The organism is Nodularia harveyana UHCC-0300 (assembly GCF_034931085.1).
In the GTDB taxonomy this organism is placed as follows: Bacteria; Cyanobacteriota; Cyanobacteriia; order Cyanobacteriales; family Nostocaceae; genus Nodularia; species Nodularia harveyana.
The window spans coordinates 143,324-162,860 of the sequence record NZ_JAYGHG010000006.1; the positions used below are offsets into that span (position 1 = coordinate 143,324).

Consider the following 19,537-nt stretch of genomic DNA (forward strand, 5'->3'; position numbering starts at 1 on the left):
TAGTGAAGATAATTACATATACTACTTGACGACGTTAGAGAGCCAAGCTATAGTAACAGATATAGATACAAATAAATACAATTGCCCTACTTGTCAAAAAATACTTGACAGGTATTTCTCCATGCCTTATAAATTATTATAAGAGTCAAAAACCTCTCATTTCCATGCGAAAGAGAGGCTTACTTAAAAAATAACTAAATCTATGATCCCATTTTTTTCATCAAATGGCAACCGTAACACCATGCCTAATTCAAGTAATTCAGGACTGTCGGTTAACTTAATGTTGTCACAAAGTGCTATAAGTGCTATGGCTGCCTTGGTTGGCTCATCTTTCTTGGTTGTGGTTGTCGTTGCAACCCCTAATATCCAAATCCAAAAGGTCAATCAGAACTGTACCGTGGGACAACCAATCACCACATCAGTATCTAAGCCTATGCCGTTAACTCGCAAAGACTAAAACAAATTACCCTCAAGCTAAAAAGCCTGGGGGTAAACAAAGCCTAATTATCTAGGCTAAAACCCATATCTATTAATTTTCTCTTTCAATATAAAAGACTCCAAACACGTTTATAAAACTCAATCTTCCTCTCTGCGCCTCTGCGTCTCTGCGTGAAACTCTGATCTTAAATTATCTTTTCGACTCCTTTAAAACATGAGTATTATTGTCTTCGGCAGCATCAATATCGACCTAGTAGCGACCACATCCAGATTACCAATTGCAGGAGAAACAATATTAGGAGAAGACTTCTTCAAAATACCAGGAGGCAAAGGAGCAAATCAAGCCGTAGCATTAGCGAGATTAGAAATTCCTACTCATCTAGTGGGAAGGGTAGGCGCAGATAATTTTGGTGAAGAACTTGTCCAAAAATTGCAAGTTGCAGGGGTACAAACAGAAAATATTTTTATTGATGAAACGGTAAATTCTGGAGTTGCTATGATCACTGTAGATTATGCTGGTGAAAATCAAATAGTTGTAATTCCTGGTGCAAATGGACGTATTAATCAAGAAGATATACAGCGATTATCTCAATTATTACCAACAGCTACAGCACTACTTTTACAATTAGAAATTCCCCTTGATGCCGTAATAGCAGCAGCTACCGCAGCGAAAGATGCAAATATTAAAGTAATTTTAGATCCCGCACCCGCACAAGAAAGTTTACCCAAGGAACTTTACCCACTAGTCGATATTATTACACCAAATGAAGTCGAAGCAGGACAATTGACGGGGTTTCCTGTAGATAATCAGGAATCGGCAATTAAAGCAGCTAAAGTTTTATTAGAAAGGGGTGTGAAATGTGCGATCGTCAAACTAGGTGCAAAAGGTGCTATCTGTGCCACTGCTGAGGAAACATTGTTTGTCCCAGCTTTCCCCGTTTATGCTGTTGACACGGTTGCTGCTGGCGATGCTTTCAATGGTGGTTTAGCAGCTGCACTTTATAGAGGACTTTCTTTACATCAAGCAGTTATTTGGGGTTCAGCCGCAGGTGCTTTAGCAGCCACAAAAATGGGCGCACAAACTTCGTTACCGGATAAGTTAACTTTTGATTCTTTTTTACAGGAAAGGGCAGTCGGGAGATGAATAAATTCGTAATTCGTAATTCGTAATTCTGGCTAAGGGCTAAAAACGGGCTAGATAATTAGGACAGACAAAACTAGAATAACTAATGATTACTTTCCAATATCTTCATTCCATAATTCGGGATTAGTTTCAATAAATTCACTCATCATTTGTTCACACTCATCAAGGTTGAGATCAATTACTTCTACGCCGTGGGATACCATAAATTCTTTAGCACCGGGAAAGGTTCTCGATTCTCCGGCGATGACTTTTTTAATGCCAAATTGCACCACTGCGCCAGCGCACAGATAGCACGGCATTAAGGTAGAGTAAAGTGTCGTACCTCTATAACTGCCAACTCTCCCAGCATTACGGAGACAATCTATTTCGGCGTGGGTAACGGGATCATTATTTTGTACACGTTTATTGTGTCCTTTACCAATAATTTTGCCATCTTTAACGAGAATAGAACCGATGGGAATGCCACCTTCTTTTCTACCTTGTTTTGCTTGTGCGATCGCAACTTCCATAAATTCATCCATTTATTAATTCTCCGATATGTCTCAACAACTGGTGTTAATGGATTATTTAACAACTATACTTTTTACACTTGTATACAGTCGTCGATTTCTATATTAGAAAATATTAGTAGAGACGCTACACACAACGCCTCTACATTTTTTGTGGGAGATGAACAATGACTAATCACTAAATGGCGGTAATTCTTTGAGAATTGTAAAACGAATGTGATTGAGTGCTAAATCTCCGATGGGGATATCCTCTTTAGTCAGTCTTACACCTTCACTGCTTAAAGTTTCAAAGGGTATACCTTTGCCAATCTCAATGTGATACCAGGATAAACCCATAAAAAAGCGTGTGGGGTAGGGGCCATTGTTCCCCAAGTCATCAGGATTAGATTCCATTGGTAACCAACCGAAACCGGGGATGTAGAATTCTAACCACACATGGTTAAAGTCTGGTTGTAATGGTACTCCTTGGTGTTCGCTATGGGGAGGACATTTATATCTGCCTACGGTGCGGCAGGGAATGCCATTTAAACGGCATAGGGCTAGTAAAACACCGACATACTCGCCGCAGGAACCAACACCCCGTTCTAGGACTAAATCTGGGGTGTCAATATAGGGTTTAATGCCGTAGGAGAGTTCATCGTAAACGTAGTTGCGGATATTGTACATTTTCCGCAGCAGATTGGTTTCTGAACCAATGGCTTCACTGGCGGCTTGACGAACAATGGGAGTATCCATTGCTAAATTGTCGTTATCTATGAGGTAACGGGTTTCAAATTCTGCTGATATGTCGGGAGTATTTTCGACATCTTTAGGGGTGATGTGATATTTAATTCCGCGCACTTCTAACAGTGCTTTCCAGCCAAATATGTGTCTTTCGCCTGGTGTGAGGGCATCAAATTTAAATACTGCGACACGTTGTCCATCAATAATTTCTTCTGTAAAGGGCATCCCAATGGGTTCAACGTGTTTCAATTTTTGCCGTTCGGTTTCGGAGGGTAGGGCAATGCGCCATTCTACTTCTGGTAAGTACACCTCTTCTAGGGGTGAAATTTCCTCGGCGTAGGACATTTCAATGAGATAGCCATTGGAAAGGGCGTATTGTTGATCGGGTTCGTGATGGTAGTGTAGAGGGTGGATAAATGTGCGATCGCGGTATGTGAGTTCATGACAGGGATCAGCATTGGGATTATCCCGAATATAAGGCTCTTCTGAGGCGTAAGCGATAAATACGGTGTCTTTGCCTGTCTCTTCGTTTGTGTGGATAGCGATGCCGGTGGGAGATTCAAAGGGTGTTAAGACGCTGAATTGAAGTTCTCCCGTAGCTCTATCGATCGCATAAACTGTTTGTTCTGTGCGATCGCAAACCCAAAGAGTATCTTGATTAACTGCTAAATTTGCTACCCCTACACCAGGGGCATAAAATCTGGTAATTTCTTTGCGGGTATTCCGATCATAAATCAAAATACAGCCCAGCTTTTGGCAACTGACATACACTGCTGATTCCCACACAGCTACGCCATCAGCAGCATAAGGCAAAGTGACAAAATGCTCTAGACCCCAAGAAGAAATTTTAGATACATAAACACTATTTTCTCGCGTGACCCATAGGGAATCTGACCACACTGCTAGACCTGCAACATCCTGAAATTCCCTGATTTGGTGGGGGTTGAGAATTTTGCTGTTGTCAGAATTAGGATCAATTTCCAGTAAATGCCCTTTCAGATTATCAATGGCAAGCAGTCTATCTTTAATGAAAGCAATGCCACAAAGAGCGGCTGCTGTTAACGGTCTAATTGTTCTTTGACCAAACATGGGGCTAGCAATTAAACTAGGAAGTGCAAAACTCATATTAAGCATAATTATTCAACCATTTAGCACACCCAGAAGTAATTTTGGCAGATTCGTGATTATCCAAATGGTTGCTTTTAGAGTTAATTCTATTTAGACAAAAGTGTCTAATATTCCTTGTGTTCCCGTAAAAATACATAGGCTGTTAGCCAGAAAAATTAGTAAACTGCACCAAGTCACATCTACATTAATATTCACAGAGTTTGGTGAAAATTTTGAATATCACCTTAGTTGATGCTAGAAAAGTCATCCCTAAATTATGATCGAATTTTGTACCCATTTTCTGTGACATACACAATGTCTGCTAATTCTTTACCTGTTCGTGGAGTGTCTCCCTCAGGAGAAGGTATTCCCGTTTGGCATAGTTTGGAAGTTAACCAAGCCTTAAACCTGCTTAATAGTAACGCAGATAGTGGCTTAACACCCGAAGAAGTGCAACAACGTTGGCAAAAATACGGTGATAACGAACTCACAGAAAATTCTGGTCGTGGTTCTTGGGAAATTTTGCTAGATCAGTTCAAAAATATTATGTTATTGATGCTGATTGCCGTAGCTTTAATTTCTGGATTTTTAGACTTCCTGGCTTGGCAAGCTGGAGAATTAAAGCCTGGCGAGGTGCCATTCAAGGATACGATCGCAATTATGGCAATTGTAGTTCTCAATGGCATACTTGGCTATGTTCAAGAAACTCGCGCCGAAAAAGCTTTAGCAGCTTTGAAAAAAATGACTTCTCCTTTAGTGCGAGTCCTGCGGAGCGGGAAATTAATGGAGATAGCCGCCAAGGAACTAGTACCAGGAGATGTGATGCTGCTGGAAGCGGGGATGCAGATAGCGGCTGATGGGCGCTTAATTGAAGAGTCTAATTTACAAGTGCGGGAATCAGCACTCACAGGTGAAGCTGGGGCGGTGAGTAAGCAAGCTAATTTAATCTTACCGGAAGAAACCTCATTGGGCGATCGCCTAAATTTAGTCTTTCAAGCAACGGAAGTCGTCCAAGGACGCGCCAAAATCCTAGTTACTAACACGGGGATGTCAACAGAAATTGGTAAAATTGCCACCATGTTGCAATCCGTGGAGAATGAGCCGACACCTTTGCAGCTACGGATGACTCATCTGGGTAATATCCTAGTGATAGGTTCCTTGCTTCTCGTGTCTATAGTCGTCGTCGGCGGTGTCATTCAAGCCAGAGGTTTTAGCAATCTGCGACAACTTTTAGAAGTTTCCTTGAGTATGGCGGTGGCTGTAGTTCCAGAGGGTCTACCAGCAGTAATCACCGTTACCTTAGCACTGGGAACTCAGCGCATGGTACGCCACAACGCCTTGATTCGCAAACTCCCAGCCGTAGAAACTTTAGGTTCTGTCACTACGATATGTTCCGATAAAACTGGCACATTGACCCAAAATAAAATGGTCGTGCAGTCAGTTTATACCAATAACCATGTTTTTCGAGTGACCGGAGAAGGTTACACACCCACAGGTGATTTTTTGTTAGATGGTCAAACCATCCTTGTAGAAGATTATCCCGAAATCTCCGCTTTACTCCTTGCATCTGCTATTTGTAATGATGCGGTGCTGCAAAAAGAACAAGGAGAATGGGCAATTTTAGGAGACCCCACAGAAGGCGCTTTGGTGACATTGGCGGGGAAAGCTGGAATCGAACAAGACCAGTGGAATAGCAAATTACCCCGCATCAGCGAGTTTCCCTTTGACTCCGAACGCAAGCGGATGAGTGTAATTTGTCAGGTGGAGGAAGTCGCCACAGGTGAAGCATCTTTAACGGCGGTTGACCCGTTAATTACTAGTTTGATTGAATCCGAACCTTATTTAATGTTTACCAAAGGTTCGCCGGAATTGACTTTAGCCAGTTGTACTCAGATTTATTTAGATCATAAATCAGCCCCATTCACCGACGCACAACGCCAGCAAATTTTGGCAGCAAATGACCAAATGGCAAGTCTGGGGTTACGAGTGCTAGGTTTGGCTTATAGACCAATGTTAGAAATGCCTGAAGCAGGGGCAGATGAGAAATATGAGGTAAATTTGGTTTGGTTGGGCTTGGTAGGGATGCTAGATGCCCCACGTCCAGAGGTCAGGGCAGCAGTGCAAGAGTCTCGTAATGCTGGAATACGCCCAATTATGATTACAGGAGACCACCAGCTAACTGCAAGGGCGATCGCCATTGATTTGGGAATAGCCCAAGAAGGTGATAGAGTCCTCACAGGGCAACAATTGCAGCAGATGACTGACCAGGAGTTAGAGCAACAAGTTGACCTAGTAAGTATCTACGCCAGAGTTTCCCCAGAACACAAACTGCGGATTGTCCAAGCCTTACAACGTCGGGGGAGAATTGTCGCCATGACTGGTGATGGTGTGAATGATGCGCCAGCCCTGAAACAAGCTGATATCGGTATTGCTATGGGAATTACTGGCACGGATGTGAGTAAGGAAGCCAGTGATATGGTGCTGCTGGATGACAACTTTACCACCATTGTGGCGGCGACGAAAGAAGGCAGAGTGGTTTACACTAACATTCGCCGTTTTATTAAGTACATTCTTGGTAGTAACGTGGGGGAAGTTCTCACCATTGCTTCCGCACCATTGTTAGGACTTGGAGGTGTTCCTCTGACACCATTACAAATTCTCTGGATGAACTTGGTAACAGACGGTTTACCAGCTTTGGCTTTAGCTGTGGAACCCCCGGAACCAGATGTCATGAACCGTCCGCCTTTTAGTCCCCGTGAAAGTATTTTTGCGCGTGGGTTAGGTTCCTACATCATTCGCATTGGCATCGTTTTCGCCATTATTACGATTATTTTGATGCTATGGTCGTACAATCATTGCCAGATGAGATTGGTTGAAGGACTTGACCCAGAAGGACTTGACCCGGAACGCTGGAAGACAATGGTGTTCACATCGTTATGTTTAGCACAAATGGGTCATGCGATCGCCATTCGTTCTAATAATAAATTAACTATAGAGATGAATCCTTTCTCTAATATATTTGTCTTGGGGGCTGTAGTTGTCACCACGATTTTGCAGCTGATGCTAATTTATGTCCCACCCCTCCGCGCTTTCTTTGGAACTCATTTTTTACCTCCCACAGAGTTGGCTATTTGTTTTGGTTTCAGTACTTTGATGTTTGTCTGGATTGAATTGGAAAAGCTATTTTTCCGCTTGATAGGTAAAAAGAGTGTGTGAAGTTTTTAAGGGCGGGTTTACAGGGGTTTTTGGCACGCAGAGGCGCATACTTCGACTTCGCTCAGTAAGCAGAGGCGCGGGGAGGAATGAAGAGTATAAATACATGAAAGCCGTGAATCTGTAATCTGTCGAAATTCTCAATAAACCCGTCTGTCTAGGTGTGAGGAGTTGGGGAGGGAAATTGTGACTTCCCAATTACTAATTACTATTTATCAGGACTTACGCAATGATTGCCAAAAATCTTGATTTATCGAACCGCCAAGCCGCCAAGAACGCCAAGAAAATGTAGATTATGCGTAAGTCCTATTTATGTACTTAAAAAATTTACACCTGAGACAATTTCGGAATTACCAAGACCAGAAGGTTGCTTTTACTGCGGCTAAAACGATTCTGGTGGGTAATAATGCTCAGGGAAAATCTAATTTGTTGGAAGCGGTGGAGTTGCTGGCGACATTGCGATCGCATCGGATGGGGCGCGATCGGGATTTTATTCAGGAAGGACAGGATCTAGCTCAAATTAATGCCACTCTAGAGCGAGAAAATGGAGTTAATGATCTGACTTTAACTCTCCGCCGCAATGGTCGCCGTAGTGTGGCGATTAATGGTGAGTCTGTGCGCCGACAAATGGATTTTTTGGGTGTACTCAATGCTGTGCAGTTTTCTAGCTTGGATTTAGATTTGGTACGCGGTGGCCCCGATGTTCGTCGGAATTGGTTGGATACACTGTTAATTCAACTGGAACCAATTTATGCTCACATTTTGCAGCAATACAACCAAGTATTACGCCAACGCAACGCTTTTTTAAAGCAAGTCAGAGACTCAACTGCGCCTAGTACAGACGGGGTTAATCCCCTCTCAACCCTGGCGATATGGGATGCTCAGTTAGTGACCACTGGTACAAAGGTGATTAGAAGACGCGATCGCGCTATTCAAAGACTCGCCCCCATCGCTGCTGCTTGGCACGCTAGTATTAGTGGTAGTACAGAAGCTCTGCACATCAATTATTTGCCTAGTGTACCTGTGCCAGAAACCAATCCTGAAGAGATCCAGCCAGCCTTTTTAACCAAAATTCAACAACGATCTGCTGCCGAACTTTACCGAGGTACTACCCTCGTGGGACCCCACCGCGACGAAGTAGAATTAATCATTAATCAAACACCAGCCCGTCAATATGGTTCCCAAGGACAACAACGAACTTTAGTATTAGCCCTCAAATTAGCCGAATTAGAACTCATTGAACAAGTCGTTCAAGAGCCACCCCTGCTATTATTAGATGATGTTCTTGCCGAATTAGACCCATTCCGTCAAAATCAATTACTTGATGCCATTCAAGACCGTTTTCAAACCCTGATTACAACCACTCACCTCAGTTCTTTCGATGCCCAGTGGTTAAATTCCTCGCAAATTCTTTATGTGAAGTCAGGGGAAATATCGGGAGTAGGGAGTAGGGAGTAGGGATAGGGAGTGTGGGAGGTGTGGGAGGTGTGGGAGGTGTGGGAGGTGTGGGAGGTGTGGGGAGTAGGGATTTTGATCTTGTACTGAGGTTATTCAAAACTCAAATAGAAGTCCTATATTTATGATTTTTTATTCTAATTTTTTAAATGTGTTGAGAACAAGGAAAGTTAAGGTAGCACCAATTAATCCTAATTGCCACAAACCACAACCAGCAGCCAACCCCAAACCGGCAGAAACCCAAATGGATGCGGCTGATGTGAGTCCGTGAATTTTAATGCGTTGTGATTCTTGGGAAGATTGGCGGGCAATTTCTCCAGCCCCCAGAAATCCCACGCCAGTTGCAACACCTTGAATAACCCGACTGAGTGCATCAGGATTCGTCGGCGCTAAGGCTATTTGCAGAGGTATAATTATAAACACTGCTGCGCCAAAACTGACTAGCATATGAGTTCTCAAACCTGCTGGCTTATGTTTAAATTGGCGTTCCATACCGATGATAGAACCGATTAACAAAGCCAGACATAGCCTAAATATGAGATTCAGCGAATCATCAGGTGTAAGGTAGTAGGTGTTTAACAATAGCGATAAATTCCCGGAAATCTTCGTGGTGGGTTCTCAGTAAATAATATCTGAAAATATACCAGGAAGAGAAACTCATAGTGATAAAAAGACAACTGACAACCAACAAATTGAGTGGATAAACTCTACTGGCTTGACCAAATTAAACTGCAAGACCGTTCTCATGTAGGTGAAAAAGCATTCTACTTGAGTAAAATTATCCAGCGTGGCTATCCGTTAGTACCTGGTTTTGTCCTTTCCTCCGCAGTCTTTCAAAAATTTCTCGCAAGTCTCAATAGTACCTCGGCTTTGGTAGCAGATTTACCCTATTGTTCTTTGCATTTAGATGTGGCTAATTGGCGACAACTCCAACAGGTAGCCAGTCGCTTGCGTCAGGAAATTATGACAGGGACGGTATCACCCCAGTTGGTGAATCAGATTTTGGACGCTGGGAGAGAATGGGAAAGTAGTTATTTAATTTTGCGCCCCAGTTTGGGATTATCGCCTATTAAGCCAGGGTTAGGAAATACTTCTGGGTTGTTAGATGCAGTTTTTTGTCGCTGCAATGAGGAAGCGATCGCCTTAGCATTAAAACACACCTGGAGTCAGTTATTTCGGGCGAGGAGTTTACTCTATTGGCGACGAGCGGGAGTTAATCTGCAACAAATTAATTTAGCGGTGTTAGTACAACCAGTAGAAAATGCGATCGCCAGTGGTATCCTTCATGCTGACTCGTCTCTATGGACAATACAAGCTACTCAGGGACTGGGATTAGCCCTTTCCCAAGGTGACATCTTACCGGATTTCTACTACATCCAACCAGAAACCGGAGTAGTCATCGACCGACATCTAGGAAACAAAATGTTTGCCTATGGCTTTAAAAATTTCGCCACTGTGGATTCACCCAAGCTAACCTTCACAGCAGATCATCCTGATATTGTGACTTATGTACTTCCAGAAGCCCAGCAAAAGCAGTACTGTCTATCAGAAGAATATCTGCAACAAGTAATCACTCTGGGGAATCAACTTGTGAGTGAAATAGGTAGCGACTTTACGATTAAATGGACTATCTCGGAAAAAACCCCAGACCCTCACCTTTACTTAACTCAAGTCAGTTCCCCACAATCTCCAACTGCAAATTTACACTTCATTAAAGGTCTGGGAGCATCAGGGGGAAGGGTGAAAGCCAGAGCCACTGTAATTACCGATGTGGAGAATAAACCAGAACAAATAGAAAAAGGCGTAATTTTAGTAGTTCCGAGCATTACACCAGATTGGTTACCCTTATTACAAGACGTGGGTGGTATTATCACAGAGCAGGGGGGATTAACTAGTCATGGGGCAATTTTGGCGAGGGAATTGGGTATCCCCGCCGTAGTTAATGCCGTAGATGCCACAGTTTTGATTCCCAACAGCGAGCTGCTACTAATGGATGGCCATAGAGGAGAAGTTTATCGCATCAGAGGAGAACAACCACCAGAGGCAGAGACACAGCCAAATCTCCCCCCATCTCCCCATCCTTTTAATTCTGACTTACCTATGATTTCTACTGAATTGCTAGTTAATCTGAGTCAGCCTAGATTAATCGAACAAGTGCAAAGTTTCCCTGTGGATGGAGTGGGATTGTTGCGCTCAGAATTAATGTTACTGAATATACTGGAAGGAAAACATCCCCAGAGTTGGGTTGTCAGTGGTCGTCAAGGAGAATTGTTAGAAAAATGGTCTGAGCAGATTCTCCTGTTTGCTCGTGCTTTTGCGCCGCGACCGATTTTTTATCGTTCTTTAGATTGGCGATCTCATGAGTTACCATCATCATCTGGGGAGAATTCACCTCTGGGTAATCGTGGTACATTTAGTTATGTATGCAATCCCGCAGTTTTTGAGTTAGAACTCAGGGCTTTGGCAAATGTGCAGAAAGCTGGATACAGCAATATTAATTTATTGTTGCCTTTTGTGCGGAGTGTGGCTGAGTTTACTTTTTGTCGAGACAAGGTGCAGCAAGCTGGTTTAACCCAAGTACCGCAGTTTCAACTGTGGATCATGGCGGAAGTGCCAAGTGTGCTATTTTTGCTACCAGAATATGTGAAAGCAGGTGTAGAGGGGATTTCCATTGGTACAAATGACCTCACCCAATTACTGCTAGGTGTAGACCGAGAACAAGGGCAGATTACCACAGTATTAAATGAACGTCATCCGGCCCTAATGGGTGCGATCGCCCAACTCATCCAAATGGCGAAAACTGCGGGGATACCTTGTTCAATCTGCGGTCAAGCACCAGCAATTTATCCAGAAATCATTGATCAATTAGTGCAATGGGGTATTACTTCTATTTCCGTCGAACCCGACTCAGTGAAACAGACTTATCAGGCGATCGCCCGTGCTGAACAACGTCTAATTTTAGCAGCAGCCAGAAACCAATTGAAAGATTTATAACCCATTACTATCTGTCTATTTATGGCTATAAAATCAATAATAGTCTCGGTGTAATCTTAGTTTTATATAGGTTTGAAAATTCCAAATTCGTCATTTGTGACCATAAGATATCTAGTATAATTGAACGCAGATAGACGGAGATAAAGACGGATATATTGATGTATTTTATAATTCTGTACGCTTTTACATCAAATTATTATAAGAGAGATAAAATCCTGATTGCATATAGTTTTTAGCAAACACTCTGGAGAGTAATTATGGGTTCACGTAAATTTATACTGGCAACTATTATAATTCTGATCAATTGGACAGTGGGGTTAAGTATTGGGATCTTTTTTTATTATATTAGTTATATGGGCTTTAAAGAGCTATCGCCAAGTAGTAGGATAATAGCCAACTTATCTTATGGATTCATTGCTGGCATTATTGGAGGGTTGGGAACAGGAATAGGTGTTAAATTATTTAAGTCGGTAACTACCTATCTCCAAGTATTTCTCACAATAGTTATTTGGGCAAGTGCCTTTGTTCTAGGGTTTGGGATTGCCATTAACCCTAATTATTTGATATTGGGTTTCTGTATTTCTGGGATATTAGGAGGAATTTTTATGGGATTAATGAGTCAACGCATAAAACCTACTTTAACCTACCAAGATGTTAGCATAATCGCTATATTCTGGACAATGGGAATAGGTTTGTCCGCATTAATCGTTAGTCTTAGTCCACGATTACTTTATTTAGTGGGATTACCTCCAGCGTTATTAAGTAGTAGTATGATGTTTTACTATCTATCTCATAAAGATTAATGTGAATTAAATTATCTGCGCTATTCTGCGGAAATACCTCAATAAAAATTTAGGTAGCTAAGGGGAAAATAATTGTTAAAATTCCCCCTTGATCTGGAAAAATCTTGATTTTTATTGAGATGGTTGGGGGTGAGATGAATAGTACAATTAATAGAGATCAGTATTCGTTCCTTTTCCTGGAATATTTATACTATTTTGTGGCTGAATCACAAAACTTAAAGATACTCGTTTCATAATCCAGTACAAACCCAAAAGGATGACAAAGGTGATAGTAATAATTATTAAAGGCTGTCTACCAAGTAACTCCTCAATCCCTTTGGTGAGGACAGCATCAGGTTGAGTGACGAAATCCCAACTATTGAAACGTAAGAATCTACCCCAATAAATCCCAATAGCACAAAGTAGATGGGTAATGAGTTCAGATCCTAAAATCCATTGACTTTTACCTATACGGTGTAAATAGTATCCTAAATTAATGAGGGAGATGACATAGGCTTGAAAACCCGCTAAAATCACTACCAAATAAATAGGAATTAGGACTAAGGTAATCATCCACACAGATTGAATCCGGCGGATATCTTCGATAAAGTGAATGACATCGGTTAATAAATAAGGTGCATTGGGTAAAAATGCCAAGAATACTATTAATCCTAGCCACCAAACCCCAGAACGTCGGCGTTGAGTGCGAAATAACCAAACACTCAAAGCTAGAGGTATAAAAGCTAGAAATAAATTCCAAGTCATCCAACGCATATTAAAGCGTAAAATCTGCAAAAAGGTGGCGATCAATTCCTCTTTCATTCGTAAGAAGTGTAAAGGACAAAATCTGATGCTGTGAATTGGACGGTAAAATCGTCAAAAAAGGTGGCTAATATTTTAAAGTATCTATACTAAATAACTAGTATAGCCAGAAAATCAGCATTCACTGTTCCCTATATCTACTGAGGCTGACCGCAATATTTATTTAAGTCTTCGGCTAACGCATCAGATTCTTTACCAGCACTTTCAGCTAATGTTAAAGATGTATCAATTTCTGTTCTCGCCTGTTGAAGTTTTTCCCTACCTGCTGGTGATGGTTCTGCACTTTTAGCTGTACCAAGTGCATAAGATGCTTTAGCGATCGCTTGACTGAGATTATCGAATATCGTTGCAAAACTGCTTTGAAATTCTTGCAGATTGGGATCTGACAAATTCAGTTCTGTTAAAGATTTAGTGATCACTTGTAAATCCCTAGAAAGTTGTGAACTAGTCACCACCTGTTCACCTTTATTTTGATCAATCAAAGAGTTACCAGCATTCACCACCTGAATTAGTTGCTGACATTGAGTAACTTTATCGTCACAACTACTCAGCAATAAAACAATATTCAGACTAACAGAAGCAATTATAATTAACTTACGCCACACAGACAATACCATTTCCTTTCTGAGAAAATCCCGATCATATTACTAATATTTGACTGATTTCCCCATAAAAATATCCCTGGAGAGAGATAAAAAATTTACCAATCAACTGGCAAACCCAACTGGTTTAAAGTCTCTTTCTCTTGCAACAATGGCTGCATCTCACTATCTATTTGAATGCGTCCACCAGATAGCACTAAAGCACGCTGAGTCACTTTCCCCAACCAATGTAATTCATGGGAAGCAATTAACATCACTTCCACTGGTAAATTTAACAATATCTGCGCCAAGCGCCTCCGCCATGCGGGATCAAGTCCGGTAGTGGGTTCATCTAAAATCAGAATTGTCGGATCTAGGGCTAAAATTGCGGCTAAAGCAGCTAGTCGTCTTTGTCCTCCCGAAAGTTCGTGAGCGGAACGGTGAGCGTAGGCTTCTAAACCAAAATCTGTTAATAATTGTCTAGCGCGGTCAATGGCTACGGCTTGGGGAACACCGTAATTTCGCGGACCAAAGGTAATATCTTCTAAGATAGTGGGCATAAATAGTTGGTCATTGGCATCTTGAAAGCCAAAACCAATGTAACGTCTGACTTGGGGAAGGGTTTTCGGTTCTAGGGGAATATCATTAATGAGGATTTTTCCCGCAGTTGGTTGTTTTAATCCAATCAGGTTTTCTAATAAGGTGCTTTTTCCAGAACCAGTTGCACCCATTAAGGCTACCCGTTCACCTGCATTCAAATTAAAGGTCACTTCTTGCAATACTGGTTCCTGGTTACTGTAGGCATATACCAGATTTTTTACCTCAATCACTGTGGAGTGGGGGTGATGTGTGGAAAGTTGAGGATCAAAGGTCAAAGATTTCAAAATATCACTAAATTTGGTAGGAAGTTATAGTTAAGGAAATTGCGATCGCCCAAGCTAAGAATAAGAAAAAACGCTCTTTGGGTTTGAATGTCCCATCTACTGGTAACTGTCCGTCATAACCACGAATGATCATTGCTGTATATACTCGCTCCGCCCTATCTAAACTCCTGAGATATAAAGCTCCAATCATTGCCGCACTAGTATAACGCAACCATGCCGCCCCACCATTTAAACCCCGCAATTGAGCGCTGCGTTGCATCTGTGTGACTTCATCCAGCAAAATTTCTAAATACTGCCCAGCTAATAATAAGTTAGCCTTAATTGGTGCGGGGGCGGGTAATGTTTTTAAGGCAATACCAAAACTATGGGGAGGTAATGTTAACAAAAAACTATTCATGGTAACTAGACAAATTAGGGAACGCACTAATAAAAAACTTGCTCGTTCCCATCCCAAAGGTAATGCCATAAATGAGAGAAAAACTAATTCTATGCCTAGTAATCCTGCCAGCTTAGGCAATTTTACCCGTAAAATTAATCCCCAGCAAAGTGCGATCGCCCCATATATCCCTAAGCAAAGCCAAGCATGATACTGTAGCAAGGCTGCGCCCACCACAATTACTAAAGAAAAATGTAACCGTAAAGGTAAAGTAAGTTTAAGCATTCTTGGGTTTCACCACCTTAGCAATCCCAAAAGCCGCCGCAAAACTGACCACAGCCCCCAGCAGTCCAGCAATACTTGTACCAATTACTCCTAAAGATTTAATTTCGTAATCAGCAAAAGGCGTTGGTACTTCTACTCGCACATTCTCGGCTAAATCGATAAAGCCTAAATTTTCGGCAACTCTTTCCAAACCGTCAGGCCAGCCTGAAGCCACCAAAGATAATACACCAGAAATTAATAAAATACTAATAACAGGAACCAGCCAACCTTGAAACTGCTTCTCCTCCCCTGGGAGCAAATCTGGTCTGGCTTTCCCCAGGTAAACCAGCACACCACCAGTAATTATGCCTTCCCCAATCCCAATCAGAATATGTACTCCCGTCATGGTTGGTAAAACGATGCTTGGGGATGCAGTTCCAGAAAGCACTAACTCAATGGCACAAGCCACAGAAGCCACAACTACGCTGAGAGCAGCCGCAATTCCCGCCGCCAGGGGTAAGCGACTTTGAGAACCTCCCAATAGCCGTTGTAAGGTTTGGGTTAACACCCAGCCGACCCAAACAGCAATTACTCCTGCATTTAAAATATTGGCTCCCAAAGCGGTAATCCCACCATCGGCAAATAGCACAGCTTGAATAATAAAAACTGTGGACATGGACAACATCCCTGCCCAAGGGCTACCCAGAACTATGGCTGCTAAGGTTCCCCCCAACAAGTGACCACTAGTGCCTCCTGCTACAGGAAAATTAATCATCTGGGCGGCAAAAATAAAAGCAGTCGTTAAGCCGAGTATAGGGGCGCGACGGACACCAAAAGCAGCTTGCGATCGCCCACAGGCAACAACCAATGCTACCGCACTCACTAAACCAGTAGCTCCAGCTACAGGAACTGAAAGAAATCCATCAGGAATATGCATTATCTACTCTGTATTGAATGTGTGAACTCAAATAATTTCAAGAATGTAATTACGGTATCACATTAATAGAAAACAGAATTTTGCTGGCTTTTGCAATGCCCTATTGGGGGATTTGATCTGGTAATTAAAATAAGTTAAATAATAAAATTATTATGAAGAAATATACTTATTTATCGTAATGTTTAATTTTGTTTCATAAAACCTACCTGCGATCAAAAATATAGCAGAGATAACTCTTGCCCTCAGCACAGTTAAAGGGCTTACAATTCGCTAATAGCAAGGGTTTCATGATTTATTTTTATCTTAACTTCCTTATCGGTTGAAATATAAAAATTTTCCTGAAGATGATTTTTAAAACCAGAAAAACTTTCTATTCTTTTTTCCCACTGCGTTATTTTGACCTAACCAGGGATATGACATTTCATTCTCAGGGTAGAAGCAATGAATTTCTCTCATACTTGAAACTAAAATTCACACCCCAGTTGCAATATTTTTTGTCGTAAATTTGCTAAAATATGCTCTTCTTCTGCTAGTCCTTCAGCAAATAATATTTCATATATTAGTGGCACTCCTAGCTGTAAATCTTCCAGAATTTCCCGTTGGCTAAATACGTCTGGTGGTGTTCCTTCTAATATAAGTTGTCCTCTATCCATGACAAACACCCAGTCTGCCCAACGGTATACTAAATCTAGGTCATGGGTCGCCATTAATATTGTTGTCCCGCAGGTATGAATATTTTTTAAGGTTGATATTAAATTGCGAGTATGCAATCTATCTAGATATGCTGTGGGTTCATCGAGTAATAGTAATTCTGGTTTTAGTACCATAACATCAGCAATAGAAACGCGCTTTTTTTGCCCCAGGCTGAGATGATGGACAGGTCTTTGGGCTAATTCAGTTAAGCCAAACTCAACTAAAGCTTGCTGAATGCGTTGTTGAATTTCCTCTGTGGGTATGCCTAAATTACACAAGCCGTAGGAAATATCTTCTTCAACAGTGGCGGCTACTAATTGTTGTTCTGGATCTTGAAAAATCAACCCGACTTTTTGGCGTAAATTTAGCAAAGATTTGCGGTCATATTTGAGCGGTTTTCCTTGCCATTTAATATTACCTTTTTGGGATTTATATAAACCATTGGCTAATAAAAACATTGTGGTTTTTCCACAACCATTTTGACCTATCAAAGCACATTTCTTTTTTGCAGGAATTTTTAGGGTTAAACCATTTAATACTGGTTGTTGTGTACCTGGATAGGTGTAATGTACTTGCTCAAATTCTAGTAATGATTGCTGCATAATTAGATGATTTTCCCAAGGGCGAAGCAATGTATTCTGTTTCTAACTCCATGCTAATCCGATTAAAATGACACATCCCATAATTGCTTCTATGGCATAGCGTGGGGATAGATGATAGCGCTGGGAATGCCAAACTTTAAATTCACCATTAAAACCCCGTGAGGCTAAACTTAAAGAGACTTGACGATAGTTTTCTAGAGTGCGCCTAAGTAGTTGTCCAATTAATAAGGATAAACTTTTGATGCTAATTTTAAAAGTGCTGTAGCCACCACGAGACTTTTGTGCAGTCAAGAGTTGGGAAGCTGTGTTTAATAAAACGAAAATAAAACGGTACATTAATAATAAAATATCTGTTAATAGTACGGGAAAACCAAAGCGCCGCAAGGTTTGTAAAAGTTCAGCGAAGGGGATGGTTAACATGAGAAAATATAAGCAAGACAATGAGGCTATCGCTCTTGTTAAAATTGTCCATCCTTGCTCAATTCCATGATGACTGAGGTATATATAATAAGAACTAAGATTAAACCCAATAATCACATCTTCTTGGATAATATTTAAGTAATTATTATGTACACCATTAATTACTAAGGCTGGTAAACTTGTTAACCAAAATAAACTAGCGATATAAACTAGTTTTAAATAAATTTTTAGGGGAATTCCCGCATAAATCACTGTCCAAATACTCATCCAGATGGCAATTAATATCTGCACTGGGGGATGAGCAAAGGCAGTGATGATTAATAAGGCGATCGCAAATAATAATTTCTGCTCTGGCGCTAACCATCTCAACCGATTCGTATAAGCCAAAGTATCTATTTGCAGAGTCATTCCTTATCCCTTATTCCTTTGTTGCCGATGGCGCTCCTTATATAATCCAATCACATAACCAATGACTCCCGCACCCAAAGCAGCTTGAGAGGTGAATAACAAGCTTTCTACTTCACCGCTAGGTGGTTCAAAAATAGGTGTAAACCAAGGTTCATATCCCGGTTGTATTGCCCCAATTTCTTCCTCTGCTTGGCCATCAGCGCCACCAAACTCGGCATCACGGATAAAGATTAAGGGGGCGACTGCTAAAATAATCACAGCTAATATCAATAGCCAGTTACTCAACCCATTTTTAGACTGATTCATTACTTTGAGGTTCCCCTTTAATTAATTTCAATAGTTCAAGTTCTTGAGGCGTGTAGGATTGTAACCAGTTCCACACCAATACAGTCAGCAAACCTTCGCTAATTGCCAAAGGAACTTGAGTAATGGCAAAAATGCCGGCAAACTTGGCGAATGATGCCATAACACCGCCCACAGGAGCCGGAAAAGCTAGGGCGAGTTGTACAGAGGTAATGATGTAAGTGAGAAGATTTGCCAAAGCTGCGGCTAAGAAAATGGCGATTCTTTGCTTACCAGTGAGACGCTTGGTTAGATGATAAATCCAGTAGGCGGCAAATGGCCCGGCGATCGCCATCGCAAAGGCATTCGCTCCCAATGTTGTTAAACCGCCGTGTGCCATCAGCAACGCTTGAAATAATAATACCAGTGTCCCTAAAACTGACATAGCTAAAGGGCCAAACAGCACTGCACCTAAGCCAGTACCTGTAGGATGGGAAGAACTACCTGTAACTGAAGGTATTTTCAGCGCAGACAACACAAAAGCAAAGGCTCCCGCTAATGCTAACAGTAATTTTAGTTCTGGATTAGCTTGGGTTATTTTAGTGAGCGATCGCAATCCTAAAGCCAAAAATGGTAACGTTACCACCCACCAAAAAATTGCCCAATTCGCTGGTAAGTAGCCTTCCATAATGTGCATAGCATAAGCCGGTGCAGATGCTCCCACAACTAAGTAAAGGCTGAGAAACCCGATGAGAATTAGTGATCCAAGTTTTGATTTGAGAATCATAATATAGATTTGATTTTAAGAATCTAGTTTAAACGTTTTTGGATTTGAGTTGTCCCCTCCAGCAGATTTACTAAATAGTTGATAATAATTGACAACAAGATAGGAATCTCATAATA

18 protein-coding genes are annotated in these 19,537 nt (G+C 41.5%); 6 read left to right on the forward strand and 12 right to left on the reverse strand.

From position 1 onward, the window contains the following. Positions 1–241: 241 nt before the first annotated feature. A complete protein-coding gene (locus VB620_RS06350) occupies positions 242–457 on the forward strand; it encodes a hypothetical protein (RefSeq protein WP_323195299.1) in 216 nt (71 codons plus the stop codon). Between the two features lie 195 nt (positions 458–652). Beyond that, positions 653–1,582, forward strand: a complete 930-nt coding sequence (rbsK, locus tag VB620_RS06355; RefSeq protein WP_323195300.1) for a ribokinase — start codon at positions 653–655, stop codon at positions 1,580–1,582. 89 nt (positions 1,583–1,671) lie between these two features. Here rbsK and VB620_RS06360 read toward each other — a convergent pair whose 3' ends face one another. Beyond that, positions 1,672–2,103: a nucleoside deaminase gene (locus VB620_RS06360; RefSeq protein WP_323195301.1), complete on the reverse strand. Its 432-nt coding sequence runs from the start codon at positions 2,101–2,103 to the stop codon at positions 1,672–1,674. Positions 2,104–2,262: 159 nt separating this feature from the next. Then, complete coding sequence (locus VB620_RS06365) at positions 2,263–3,939, reverse strand: transglutaminase domain-containing protein (protein WP_323195330.1); 1,677 nt, start codon at positions 3,937–3,939, stop codon at positions 2,263–2,265. 297 nt (positions 3,940–4,236) lie between these two features. On the opposite strand from VB620_RS06365, the gene VB620_RS06370 reads away from it, so the two are divergent. Next, on the forward strand, positions 4,237–7,137 hold the full coding sequence (locus VB620_RS06370; RefSeq protein ID WP_323195302.1) for a cation-translocating P-type ATPase: 2,901 nt from the start codon (positions 4,237–4,239) through the stop codon (positions 7,135–7,137). 309 nt (positions 7,138–7,446) lie between these two features. Beyond that, positions 7,447–8,592: a DNA replication/repair protein RecF gene (gene recF, locus VB620_RS06375; RefSeq protein ID WP_323195303.1), complete on the forward strand. Its 1,146-nt coding sequence runs from the start codon at positions 7,447–7,449 to the stop codon at positions 8,590–8,592. A gap of 129 nt (positions 8,593–8,721) precedes the next feature. On the opposite strand, the gene VB620_RS06380 is transcribed toward recF, so the two are convergent. Continuing rightward, entirely contained in the window at positions 8,722–9,171 is a 450-nt protein-coding gene (locus tag VB620_RS06380) for an MgtC/SapB family protein (RefSeq protein WP_323195304.1), read from the reverse strand. 114 nt (positions 9,172–9,285) lie between these two features. Here VB620_RS06380 and VB620_RS06385 point away from each other — a divergent pair, with 114 nt between their 5' ends. Further along, positions 9,286–11,583, forward strand: coding sequence for a putative PEP-binding protein (locus VB620_RS06385; RefSeq protein WP_323195305.1), 2,298 nt, complete (start codon positions 9,286–9,288; stop codon positions 11,581–11,583). Positions 11,584–11,840: 257 nt separating this feature from the next. After that, entirely contained in the window at positions 11,841–12,386 is a 546-nt protein-coding gene (locus VB620_RS06390; protein ID WP_323195306.1) for a hypothetical protein, read from the forward strand. 147 nt (positions 12,387–12,533) lie between these two features. Here the strand turns inward: VB620_RS06390 and VB620_RS06395 are convergent, their stop codons facing one another. The 9 genes from VB620_RS06395 to VB620_RS06435 all read right to left on the reverse strand — a co-directional run bounded on the left by VB620_RS06395 (position 12,534) and on the right by VB620_RS06435 (position 19,421). Further along, positions 12,534–13,187 (reverse strand): DUF1361 domain-containing protein, encoded by a 654-nt coding sequence (locus VB620_RS06395; protein WP_323195307.1) that lies wholly within the window; start codon positions 13,185–13,187, stop codon positions 12,534–12,536. Between the two features lie 137 nt (positions 13,188–13,324). After that, positions 13,325–13,804, reverse strand: coding sequence for a hypothetical protein (locus tag VB620_RS06400; RefSeq protein ID WP_323195308.1), 480 nt, complete (start codon positions 13,802–13,804; stop codon positions 13,325–13,327). An 83-nt stretch (positions 13,805–13,887) separates the two neighbouring features. Beyond that, the gene (locus tag VB620_RS06405) at positions 13,888–14,652 is read right to left on the reverse strand and encodes an energy-coupling factor ABC transporter ATP-binding protein (protein WP_323195309.1); all 765 of its coding nucleotides are present in this window, start codon (positions 14,650–14,652) and stop codon (positions 13,888–13,890) included. Positions 14,653–14,659: 7 nt separating this feature from the next. Further along, positions 14,660–15,313, reverse strand: coding sequence for an energy-coupling factor transporter transmembrane component T family protein (locus tag VB620_RS06410; RefSeq protein ID WP_323195310.1), 654 nt, complete (start codon positions 15,311–15,313; stop codon positions 14,660–14,662). Further along, a complete protein-coding gene (locus tag VB620_RS06415) occupies positions 15,306–16,229 on the reverse strand; it encodes an energy-coupling factor ABC transporter permease (protein WP_323195311.1) in 924 nt (307 codons plus the stop codon). The genes VB620_RS06410 and VB620_RS06415 overlap by 8 nt, the downstream gene beginning before the upstream one ends. Positions 16,230–16,693: 464 nt before the next feature. Then, positions 16,694–17,524: an energy-coupling factor ABC transporter ATP-binding protein gene (locus tag VB620_RS06420; protein WP_323195312.1), complete on the reverse strand. Its 831-nt coding sequence runs from the start codon at positions 17,522–17,524 to the stop codon at positions 16,694–16,696. Positions 17,525–17,566: 42 nt separating this feature from the next. Further along, positions 17,567–18,352, reverse strand: a complete 786-nt coding sequence (gene cbiQ / locus VB620_RS06425) for a cobalt ECF transporter T component CbiQ (RefSeq protein WP_323195313.1) — start codon at positions 18,350–18,352, stop codon at positions 17,567–17,569. A gap of 3 nt (positions 18,353–18,355) precedes the next feature. Next, positions 18,356–18,658 (reverse strand): energy-coupling factor ABC transporter substrate-binding protein, encoded by a 303-nt coding sequence (locus VB620_RS06430; RefSeq protein ID WP_323195314.1) that lies wholly within the window; start codon positions 18,656–18,658, stop codon positions 18,356–18,358. Then, a complete protein-coding gene (locus tag VB620_RS06435) occupies positions 18,645–19,421 on the reverse strand; it encodes an energy-coupling factor ABC transporter permease (RefSeq protein WP_323195315.1) in 777 nt (258 codons plus the stop codon). Before VB620_RS06435 ends, VB620_RS06430 begins: the two co-directional genes overlap by 14 nt. Between the last annotated feature and the right edge of the window lie 116 nt (positions 19,422–19,537).

Excerpts from the sequence above, each read along its gene's own strand:
- VB620_RS06370 (WP_323195302.1), top strand. The coding sequence starts at position 4,237 with ATGTCTGCTAATTCTTTACCTGTTCGTGGAGTGTCTCCCTCAGGAGAA.
- VB620_RS06415 (WP_323195311.1), bottom strand. The coding sequence starts at position 16,229 with ATGCATATTCCTGATGGATTTCTTTCAGTTCCTGTAGCTGGAGCTACT.
- rbsK (WP_323195300.1), top strand. The coding sequence starts at position 653 with ATGAGTATTATTGTCTTCGGCAGCATCAATATCGACCTAGTAGCGACC.
- VB620_RS06395 (WP_323195307.1), bottom strand. The coding sequence starts at position 13,187 with ATGAAAGAGGAATTGATCGCCACCTTTTTGCAGATTTTACGCTTTAAT.
- VB620_RS06360 (WP_323195301.1), bottom strand. The coding sequence starts at position 2,103 with ATGGATGAATTTATGGAAGTTGCGATCGCACAAGCAAAACAAGGTAGA.
- VB620_RS06420 (WP_323195312.1), bottom strand. The coding sequence starts at position 17,524 with ATGCAGCAATCATTACTAGAATTTGAGCAAGTACATTACACCTATCCA.
- VB620_RS06350 (WP_323195299.1), top strand. The coding sequence starts at position 242 with ATGCCTAATTCAAGTAATTCAGGACTGTCGGTTAACTTAATGTTGTCA.
- recF (WP_323195303.1), top strand. The coding sequence starts at position 7,447 with ATGTACTTAAAAAATTTACACCTGAGACAATTTCGGAATTACCAAGAC.
- cbiQ (WP_323195313.1), bottom strand. The coding sequence starts at position 18,352 with ATGACTCTGCAAATAGATACTTTGGCTTATACGAATCGGTTGAGATGG.
- VB620_RS06365 (WP_323195330.1), bottom strand. The coding sequence starts at position 3,939 with ATGAGTTTTGCACTTCCTAGTTTAATTGCTAGCCCCATGTTTGGTCAA.
- VB620_RS06410 (WP_323195310.1), bottom strand. The coding sequence starts at position 15,313 with ATGCTTAAACTTACTTTACCTTTACGGTTACATTTTTCTTTAGTAATT.
- VB620_RS06390 (WP_323195306.1), top strand. The coding sequence starts at position 11,841 with ATGGGTTCACGTAAATTTATACTGGCAACTATTATAATTCTGATCAAT.
- VB620_RS06435 (WP_323195315.1), bottom strand. The coding sequence starts at position 19,421 with ATGATTCTCAAATCAAAACTTGGATCACTAATTCTCATCGGGTTTCTC.
- VB620_RS06430 (WP_323195314.1), bottom strand. The coding sequence starts at position 18,658 with ATGAATCAGTCTAAAAATGGGTTGAGTAACTGGCTATTGATATTAGCT.
- VB620_RS06400 (WP_323195308.1), bottom strand. The coding sequence starts at position 13,804 with ATGGTATTGTCTGTGTGGCGTAAGTTAATTATAATTGCTTCTGTTAGT.